Source organism: Synechococcales cyanobacterium T60_A2020_003, from assembly GCA_015272205.1.
GTDB lineage: Bacteria > Cyanobacteriota > Cyanobacteriia > RECH01 > RECH01 > JACYMB01.
Genome location: JACYMB010000259.1, coordinates 1 through 9,219, shown reverse-complemented (window position 1 = coordinate 9,219; position 9,219 = coordinate 1). Strand labels below are relative to the sequence as shown.

The window sequence follows — 9,219 nt, the reverse complement described above, 5'->3', positions numbered from 1 at the left end:
AACTTGCTCTTTTTTGATTCTGATACCCCGTCCGCTTGCGGCGGGGTAGTTCATTGTATCTGTAGGGAGCGCGGGTAACGAGAAATATATTGGAGGGAACAACCCATTCGGAATATTTCTCATCGAGAATGGAGACTCTCCTAAGGATTTTGGTTCGAGCACAGGCTCTTTCGTTGACCCAAATGCCCGCTTCTTCACCATTGATGAACGCCACTTGGCTGTCATCAATCCAGTCACCAAGCAGGAGATTTATCTGATCGATTTCACCAAGCCTGAAAATCTGATAGAAACAATTAAGACGCCAGACGGAACGTTCACTATTGATGAGTTACCCACTCAACTCCCGCAACTTCCTGGCTTTGTGGGCAACAAAAATTGGAAGTTTGCCATTCAGAACTCGTCCTATCTCTCCAAAGTCGGCTTAACCAATCAGAAGAAGGTTAACAAATTCTTGAATGCGGTCGTTAAACAGGCAGACTTGCTGGAGTCCGGCAAGACGAAGGATGTGTTGTTAGGTGAACCTACGGTTAGTGTAGACGGGAGCGATCGCCTCACCCGTTCCCATGAAACCGAGTATGCAGTCTCTCCTCCGTCTAGGCTTGAGATCAATGCAGCCGCCACATCCACGTATGAACCTTGCCTAGAGCAGAATTATCTAGATACCTGTCTGGGTGCGGGTGGCTCCATCCAAGACGTGAACGATCCGTTTAACTGTCGGCAAGGATCAACCTGTTTAAATCTAGTGGCGGGTAGCCCTCAACTTTTCCCAGATGCAACAGAGTTAATCTGAACCATTTAGACGGTTCGGTCTGGGCGATCGCCAGCAAGCAGGATACATGCGTTGACGATAGCAAAATTCTGCATCCTTGTGGAACCAAACGCCACAAGGATTTTTCTAACCTCGTTGCATTGGGAGCATCCCACATTTGCAAATTTATCAATGTCTGGAGTGCGGGCATCTTGCCCGCGAGCGGGACGCTCGCACTACCCGTACAAAATTGAGATGCTCCCGTTGCATTCTTCGCAAAACTGAACCTAAATGTTTCTTGAGCGATCGCCCTCCTTGTACGATTGCTAGACTACGATTCCTATCGAACCATCACGGATAGGGGTGTATAAATGACGCTCATCAACGGCGTTGCCAGCGGCGATACGACGTAAAAATCCACCATTCTCTGGGCACGGAGCAACATCCTCGGTGATGTCATCTTTGAATACGCCACCGATCCCAAATTTAAGACCCTCGTTGGTCAAACAACCGCCAACGTCACCGATACCACCCTTCCGGTTAAAGTTGCCATTCATAAACTTCAACCCGGCATCGAATACTACTATCGCGTGACCGATGCTGAAGGTGATAGACAGAAAGGGATCTTTCGCACCGCTGCACCTAAATCGTTCCATCGTGGTCTTACCTTTGGTGTAGGCGGAGACTGGCAAGGAGATCTAGGGCCATTCCCGTCGATTAGCAACGCTGCCGAACAAAATCTTGACTTCTTTGTTCAGTTGGGCGATACGTCGGAGATGGATAGTGAATCGCCCGCCCTGCCAGGAATCACCCAAGCCAAAACGTTGGCGGAGTTTCGCACCAAACACGCAGAGATCTACAGCGATCGCTACGGATGGATTCAACTACTGGGCTGATCTGCGAGCATCCACCACCACCTACGCCACCTGGGACGATCACGATGTCACCAACGACTTTGCCGGGGGAGCCGCACCGGGTGAATCGCCTCAAAAACAAGATCTCTTTCGCAACGAAACGGTTCCCTATGTGAACCAAACTCAGGCATTTAAAGACGCACTCCAAGCCTTCCAGGACTACAAACCGTTACGGAATGAGTTTTACGGAGAGACCGGAGATCCCCGCACTGAAAATGCCCAAAAGCTCTATCGCTACAACACCTTCGGCCAAGATGCGGCGATGTTTATCTTGGATATGCGATCGTTTCGGGATAAACCCCTCCCCTTTACCCCGGAAACCGCGACTCCAGAACAAGTGGCACAAGTCTTGCAAGATGCCTTTGTGAGCGATCGCACTCTCCTAGGCAAAGCCCAATTCCAAGACCTCAAACAGGATCTCCTAGATGCTCAAAAGCAAGACACCACCTGGAAATTTGTAATGTCTACGGTGCCCATGCAGCACTTCGGCATTCCCACGATTGGCGAACGCTGGGAGGGCTATGCTGCCGAACGGACAAAATTGCTGAAGTTTATTGAAAACAAAGGCATTGAAAACGTAGTCCTGGATCAACCTTAAAACCAAGCGCCCTCAACACGCAATCGTTACCGCAGGCGACTATTCCCAACAATTGAACCTACTCTTGCAGCGGCAGAAAGATGGTGAGAATTTCGCCTTGGTGGGGACGATGGCGAATGGTGAGCTTGCCGCCCAAGGCCTGGAACAGATTCTTCGTGACCGCTAGGTTGAGGCTGAGGTTGCCCGTTTCCGGTTGGAACATCAGCAGATCGCCAATGGATTTCAGCGTGGGCGCAAAGTACGACGACAGGCCAGCTAGAAAGTCGGATGACTGGTCGCCATCTTGGGACTCGGCCTGAAACTGAAGCTTGAGCTGATGCCCCGCCAAAGCGACCTCAATTTGGATATGGCTCCCCCCCGGTAAGGTGTGGGTGATGCGGTCGATCAGTCCAGTCAAAACCTGCTCTAGCATCGTGGGATCGCTCACCACCATCGGTAGTTTTTGCGGACGGGAGACATCCAGGGTCAGGTTATGCTGCTTCGCCTGGGTTTGCCAGCGCGGAATATTCTGTTCAAAAATCTGGTCGAGGGAAATGGCTGCCAGCGGTGTTTGTCCCACACTAGCAGACTTCGTTTCCAGTTCAACAGCGCGGAAGATCAGGTTAAAGCGATCGATCTGCTCGGTACATTCTCGATCGATCAGTTCCAGGCGTTTGATCACGTCCGGGTGTAAATCCTTGCGGCGCAACAGCAGGCGCGTGAGGGTGCGGATCGTGGCTAGGGGCGTACGGACTTCGTGGGCGATCGCCTGCAAGAGTTCCACATCCAATCCTGATTTTGGCGGAGTTACCTCGGCTGGTATTGGCACTTCACTCTGCGTTCGGGAGACTGGACGCTTGGGCTGACTCCGATTGATAACGCCACCCCACGTAGCCGGATCAAGCTTGGCAGCAGATACGTCATTCAGGTTTGGCGGCGTTGCACCCGGAGGTGCCGTATTCGGATGGATCGGAGTCACCGTATTCAACCGATGCAGACGGGTTCGACGACGCGATCGCCCGTCCAGAACATCGGGTAAGTGGGTCAGCATCAATCGTTGAAATTGGGTAACGGTGCGGTAGTGTGGCTCAATCGGCGGAAACCGCTCAACGAGCGCACTCAGCGATTTCAGAACGGGCGAGTGGGTGATGCGAAGGCGCGACTGGAGCGATCGCCATGCCTTTTCCACCACCTCTGGCATGAAAGAAAATAGGAAGACAGGTAAGCCATCCGCATCGGTTCCCAAGCTCATGACCAAGCTGAAGGTCGCGGTCATCACCACACAAAACTGCTCGGTTGCCAGCGGATCATCCAGGGCGAGGGGAAGGATGGCAGGCGTAGAAAGGGGAGTACCCGGTTTGCGTGCAGACGGCAGTAAATGCACCGGAATGCCCAGGCCATCGGCTAAGGCTCCGGGGGTAAACGTCCAGGCGGAAAGCTGCGATAGAACGTCACCTTTTTCCAGGATGGGAGCCGACCCCGACAGCACAACGCCCTGAATGGAGGGGGATTTATCGTGATCAGACAGTTTGCCAGCTTTAAGAAGCGATCGCAGTAAGTCATTAACCGCACCCACGGCTCCGTACCATTCCCGCTCGGCGCGGGCCCGCTGGCGTGCCAGACTACGAGGGCGATCGCCCCCAGCCTGACGCTTTTTCTCAGCGAGTTCGTCCTCCGCCCAAAAGGCTCCTGGCCCATGTTGTTCGCTAAGCGCAATAATTTCGCTAACGGTTGGGAGATACCACCTTGGTGCAGACATGGTTTTCATCGCTAAACACAGCGTTTATAAACACAAGGGAATCGGGCGGGGCAGGATGGGCATCCAAGCTACACGTCGCCGTCTTAACGCTCTACATATCGACGATACTGGCTTTCCCTCATTCGGCCTAGCTATAGAACCGAACCTCACGAGTCGCAATCTCCGCCTTCTTTTTACCCCAGTCTGCCCAAAACTGGGACACCTGCTACGATCCAAATAGCTAAACCCTGAGATGGACTCCCCTTGGAGCGATCGCTCCTCAAGCCCGACGAAATTCCAATCCCTATGCATAGCTTCATTCCTCCCCACCGATTTTTCGCCTACCTCACCTGGACGGTTATCCAGGCCATGCCCAACAAAGGGGATGTGGTTCTGGTGCAGCCTGTGGGGGCGATCGAGCAGCACGGCCCGCATTTACCCCTAGTGGTTGATGCGGCGATCGGAGTCGCTGTTCTCGGTCGCACCTTTGAAAAGCTGAATTCAGAGATTCCCGCCTATGCGCTGCCGCCCCTCTGCTATGGCAAATCGAACGAGCACTGGCACTTTCCCGGTACGATTACCCTAAGCGCTCAAACCTTAACCGCAACCTTGATGGAGGTGGGCGAAAGTCTATATCGGGCTGGATTTCGGAAACTAGTGCTGATGAATTCCCACGGGGGACAGCCGCAGATTATGGAAATCGTGGCGCGGGACTTGCATCAGCAGCATGAGGATTTTTGGGTCTTTCCGGTCTTCACCTGGCGAGTGCCCCACCGGGTCAGTGAACTGCTCACGCCGAAGGAAAAGGAGTTTGGCATCCATGCAGGGGACGCGGAAACTAGTTTGATGTTGGCCGTTTTACCGGATCAGGTTCACATGGATCGGGCGCAAGCGGAATATCCCCCGGAATTACCGCCGGATACCCTGTTGAGCCTAGAAGGACGCATTCCCTTTGCCTGGACAACCCGTGATATTAGCCGTAGCGGGACGATCGGCGATCCGACGGCGGCCTCCCGTGAGAAGGGAGAACAAATTTTGGAATCGGTGTCGGATGGATGGGTGCAAGCGCTAGAGGATATTTATCAGTTTCAGCCCCCTCAGAAATAGAAGCACTAGAGGGAAATACTGATGCGAGTCTCGTTTTAATACTCAGCTCCATATCAACATTCAAACCAAGGTGAGCGATCGCCCAATCAGACTACCGATCAGGGTCTAGCTTCGTGCCCAGTAGGTTGCTTGCCATAGATAGATCAGGAGAACAATTGAAACAATCGCTCCAATGATCCACTTCACAGCATTTTTAATCAGGGTTAGGCGTTGATTTTGTCGGGCTTCGGCTCGCTTGGCTTCGAGTTCTTCCTTAGCACTCGTTAATTTTGCAAGCAGGTCTGCCTTGGCTTGGTCAGGACTCCCTTGTACCTGTCTGCCTTGGCTTTGAATAAAGCCTGCGACTTCTTCGGGAGAGGCCTGACTCACCTGCTGCTCAATTTGGGTGGCTTGAAGTAACTGCTGCTGGAACTGAGCATCAACCTGAGCATCGCTCCGAGGTACGAGCATCCCTGCATCTACCCCTAGCAGGATCGCGACGGCAAGATATAAAACGGCCAAGCCTAAGCAGAGCCAGGAGAGCACTGCTAAAACGCCCTTTTCCCAAGAAGCACGCAAACTTTTCTCGGCAAAAAAGACCAGAATTAACCCAATGAGCAAGAAGGGTGCTCTTTCTACAACTTGACCTGCAGATTGGAACTGCCATAGCAGGTTTTTAAATTGAGGGGGCACTACCATGACAACCCAATCGACAAGCGTTAGCAGGAGAAAAGCGTAGCCCACCCAGCGAAAGGGTTTTACCGATTTTGATAGGCTAAAGCCAAACTGGCGCAACCCTTCAACCACTTGGGACAAATTATTATCAGTGTTATCAGTTATGGATTCGTTGGATTCAGTCATATTGAGCCTTTTTTCTCATACGGGCTGTGAACACTATAGAAAAGAATAGATGAGTTGTTGCGCTTATAGGTGCTTTACCCGTTAGAAATTGGGTGATCGCCCCTAGGAAAGGTGCTGCATCAGCGCATCGGCAATACGGTGGGCCGCGCCCGGTACGCCCATACGACGATGCCCGTTTTCCGCCATCACCTGAAGCGCATCTGGGTTTTGGAGCAGGTTGCCCAGGACGGTTACAACCTGGCTCGGCTCATTCACCAGACAGACGGAGGAACCGAGCAACCGGGTTTGGGCTTCGGCAAAGGCGGGCGTAAACTGCGGCCCTCGTCCAGCGATGGTAATGGCAGGTTTTCCGAGTCCGACAAATTGTTCGGTGGCGGTTCCGGCTAGGGCGATCGCAAAATCCGCCTGATGCAAACAGTCGGCAAATCCAGTTTGGGTGAGGATCAGGCTGGCGTGTCGTTGGGTAAACAGCGGTTCGGCAGCGTCGGTAGCGGTGCGGGGCAACCATCCGGCGGATTGAAGCTGACTCCGAAAGGGCGCAAGATCGAGGTTTGGGGCGATCGCACCCAGGAACAGTAACGGACGCTGACGAAAGGTGAGGACGATATCTTGGATGGCTTTCAAGATCAGATCCCAGTTGGCTTCAGCTTCGGGCGATCGCGATCCGGGGAGCAGGGCGATGGTGAGAGGGGGCACATCGGCGGCGGCTTCGTAGGGTTCAAAGATCGTGCCGCTCGGTTCGAGTCCGTCCATCATCGGATTGCCCAAGTCAAATACGGGAATTGACCAGCGTTTGAGAATTTGGCAGGTGAGCGTATCGCGGGGGAAAACGGCTTTGCAACGCTTGCGGCTCATCAGCCAGCGTTCCCAGGGCAGATACACCGATCCAGACCAGCTTTCCATTTGTTCAAACCAGGAGCGACGGGGCAACCAACCCGCTTCATCCTGGAGGTAATATTCGGATTTGGCCGTACCGACGAAGGCGTAGGGCGCACCGCTCGCCCAGGCAAACAGGAGTGGTACGATGTCACCGACCGCCAGAATCAAGCCCCCTGCGTTTGCCCACGCTTTGACGGTTTGAAATTGAGCGATCGTGAGTCCTAGCAGTCCGCCTTTAACATCGCGCCAGAGCTGCCGCTGATCCATGTAAACGAATCCTCCGGAGGGCATTTGCTTGGTTGGCCCTACAATCGGCACATTGTGATGGATATAGGCTTGGCCTGTACCCACCATCGGCAGCGCTGCAATATCCGGGGCGGCGGGGTGCGATCGCAATGCCTGGACAATGCGAAGGGCGATCGCGTCTTCACCGTGGCCGTTGCTCAAACACAGAAGTTGCATAGGCGTTATCAATGGGCTTCTAGATTCGCTGACTGTCGCAAAGCTTTAATTGTGCCATTCTTGAGGGCGATCGCCTCACGAAGACCCGCTGACTTTGAATCTCAAAATCCTCGCTACACCGGAAATAAATTCTCTTCGCGAGATTCCTCATGTCGGCTCAAACCCTTGCCTCGTCCACTGTGCAAGCAATCCCTACTTCAAAAGAGGGAAGATATCCGTCAGAACTGCTCGAACAAGCGGCGGCAGAAGGGATTGTGTTGCCCCCGTGTGATCTAGATAGCGACGAACCTCCCTTGGAAAGTTATCAACATCTCCAACCACTGCTTCTGCTCCTAAAATGCCTGGACTGGCTGTGGCGCGATCGCACCGATTACTTTGCGGCTGGAAACTTGACGTTGAATACATAGTTATCGGTCACTGCACAAAGATAGGTATTGCACTCGGTGTTGAAGCGATATCTATTTTCCCAAAGAGTCCCAGGAAGTCTCTGTTGAGGTGGTGGTTAAGGGCGATCGCTCTCGTCTGCTGATCCTAGCGATCGCGCACGGCTACAGCCTGATCGGTAAAATCGCTAAACACTCCATCTATTCCTAATTCAAAAAACTGCCTGTACTCTGCGGTTGGATCACCGTTGTAGGCAGGGTGGAGAAACGCTGGATCGCTGCGAAACGTATACGGATGAACCCAGAGTCCAGCCGTGTGGGCATCGTTGATGAGAGACGTGGGCGGCAATAATAGATCCGGGTTTGCTGGATTTACAGGAACGATTAAACGTTTATCTACGCCAATCCCATTAGCATACTGAGCGATCGCCCGTAATCCATCAGTCGTAATCAGGTCTGCATAGGAACGTTGAGTGTCTACCTGCATCACCGTTGGTTCCGCGATGAGCTGAATCAGGGGGACATTCGTGAGCGATCGCAATTGTTGTAGATTCCTGGTCTCAAAGGATTGCAAAATCACGGGGGAATCCCGTTCGGTGTAACCGTAGTGGGCTAGCAACTTCAACAGTGGAGGTTCTAGCGGTAGCCCAATCGATTGAAAATAGCTGGGGTGCTTGGTTTCGGGATAGATGCCGATGGTACGGCCTGGGGTTGTGCTAGCGTGCTGGGCTAGATCGATAATTTCAGAGAGCGTGGGAATTTCAAACTGTCCATTAAAAGACTGATCGCGAAATGGCAACCGTTCACGGGCACGTAGAGTTTTGATTTCTGCCAAGGTAAAGTCTTCGGCAAACCAGCCTGTTCGTACAACGCCATCAATCACTTTCGTCGTCCTGCGGTCTGCAAATTCCGGGCGATCGCCCACATCAGTTGTATCGGACAGCTCGTTTTCATGCCGAGCGATCAGCACACCATCGCGGGTAATCACCAAGTCCGGTTCGATGTAGTCACAACCCAGGGCGATCGCTAGGGCATAACTCTCCAACGTATGCTCTGGACGATATCCGCTCGCACCCCGATGGGCAATGACGATGGGTTTCCGTCTGTTCCAGGTTTGCATCATTGCTTCGTTTACCTCTACTCCACGGAGGAACCCTTAAAGTGATACCGTAAGAATATTAAGGATTATTAAACTCCCCGTCTTCGAGTTCTTACAACACTATGGTCGCTGCGATCGCCCTTGAGAACGTCCACAAAGTCTATAACAACGTCTGCGTCGTCAATGATCTGTCGCTGACGATCCAGCCCGGTGAAGTGTTTGGGCTACTGGGGCCGAACGGAGCAGGCAAGTCCACCACAATCCGGATGGTGACAACCCTCACCCGTCCCACCCAGGGCGACATTGTGGTGGCGGGATTCGATGTCGTGCGGCAGCCGTTTGGCGTCCGGCAGCAAATCGGGGTAGTGTTGCAGCAAACCAGCGTGGATATGGATCTCACGGTCTGGGAAAATATGGAGTTTCATGGGCGGATGCACCATATCCCCAATCCCGAACGACAGCGGGCAATTCA

7 protein-coding genes and 2 pseudogenes are annotated in these 9,219 nt (G+C 53.0%); 5 read left to right on the top strand and 4 right to left on the bottom strand.

All coding sequences use genetic code 11. From position 1 onward, the window contains the following. The first annotated feature begins 214 nt into the window (after positions 1 to 214). Both IGR76_12875 and IGR76_12870 read left to right on the top strand, forming a co-directional pair. Complete coding sequence (locus IGR76_12875) at positions 215 to 790, top strand: hypothetical protein (GenBank protein ID MBF2079372.1); 576 nt, start codon at positions 215 to 217, stop codon at positions 788 to 790. A gap of 329 nt (positions 791 to 1,119) precedes the next feature. Continuing rightward, a pseudogene (locus IGR76_12870) lies at positions 1,120 to 2,260 on the top strand (alkaline phosphatase D family protein). Between the two features lie 58 nt (positions 2,261 to 2,318). Here the strand turns inward: IGR76_12870 and IGR76_12865 are convergent. After that, on the bottom strand, positions 2,319 to 3,998 hold the full coding sequence (locus tag IGR76_12865) for a HAMP domain-containing histidine kinase (protein ID MBF2079371.1): 1,680 nt from the start codon (positions 3,996 to 3,998) through the stop codon (positions 2,319 to 2,321). Between the two features lie 285 nt (positions 3,999 to 4,283). On the opposite strand from IGR76_12865, the gene IGR76_12860 reads away from it, so the two are divergent. Further along, complete coding sequence (locus IGR76_12860; protein ID MBF2079370.1) at positions 4,284 to 5,084, top strand: creatininase family protein; 801 nt, start codon at positions 4,284 to 4,286, stop codon at positions 5,082 to 5,084. A 105-nt stretch (positions 5,085 to 5,189) separates the two neighbouring features. Here IGR76_12860 and IGR76_12855 read toward each other — a convergent pair whose 3' ends face one another. Together IGR76_12855 and IGR76_12850 are read right to left on the bottom strand one after the other, a co-directional pair. Continuing rightward, on the bottom strand, positions 5,190 to 5,924 hold the full coding sequence (locus IGR76_12855) for a hypothetical protein (protein MBF2079369.1): 735 nt from the start codon (positions 5,922 to 5,924) through the stop codon (positions 5,190 to 5,192). A gap of 102 nt (positions 5,925 to 6,026) precedes the next feature. Continuing rightward, on the bottom strand, positions 6,027 to 7,265 hold the full coding sequence (locus tag IGR76_12850; protein MBF2079368.1) for a hypothetical protein: 1,239 nt from the start codon (positions 7,263 to 7,265) through the stop codon (positions 6,027 to 6,029). A gap of 224 nt (positions 7,266 to 7,489) precedes the next feature. Between IGR76_12850 and IGR76_12845 the strand changes: the two are divergent. Continuing rightward, positions 7,490 to 7,663 (top strand): annotated as a pseudogene (locus IGR76_12845) (Uma2 family endonuclease). A 133-nt stretch (positions 7,664 to 7,796) separates the two neighbouring features. On the opposite strand, the gene IGR76_12840 reads toward IGR76_12845, so the two are convergent. Continuing rightward, entirely contained in the window at positions 7,797 to 8,768 is a 972-nt protein-coding gene (locus IGR76_12840) for a glycerophosphodiester phosphodiesterase (GenBank protein MBF2079367.1), read from the bottom strand. 101 nt (positions 8,769 to 8,869) lie between these two features. On the opposite strand from IGR76_12840, the gene IGR76_12835 reads away from it, so the two are divergent. Then, positions 8,870 to 9,219 (top strand): ATP-binding cassette domain-containing protein (locus IGR76_12835; GenBank protein MBF2079366.1); only part of this gene is annotated, 350 nt, incomplete at its 3' end.

Bases quoted from the DNA above. Each gene is read 5' to 3' on its own strand.
- IGR76_12860 (MBF2079370.1), top strand. From the start codon at position 4,284: ATGCATAGCTTCATTCCTCCCCACCGATTTTTCGCCTACCTCACCTGG.
- IGR76_12840 (MBF2079367.1), bottom strand. From the start codon at position 8,768: ATGCAAACCTGGAACAGACGGAAACCCATCGTCATTGCCCATCGGGGT.
- IGR76_12850 (MBF2079368.1), bottom strand. From the start codon at position 7,265: ATGCAACTTCTGTGTTTGAGCAACGGCCACGGTGAAGACGCGATCGCC.
- IGR76_12865 (MBF2079371.1), bottom strand. From the start codon at position 3,998: ATGTCTGCACCAAGGTGGTATCTCCCAACCGTTAGCGAAATTATTGCG.
- IGR76_12855 (MBF2079369.1), bottom strand. From the start codon at position 5,924: ATGACTGAATCCAACGAATCCATAACTGATAACACTGATAATAATTTG.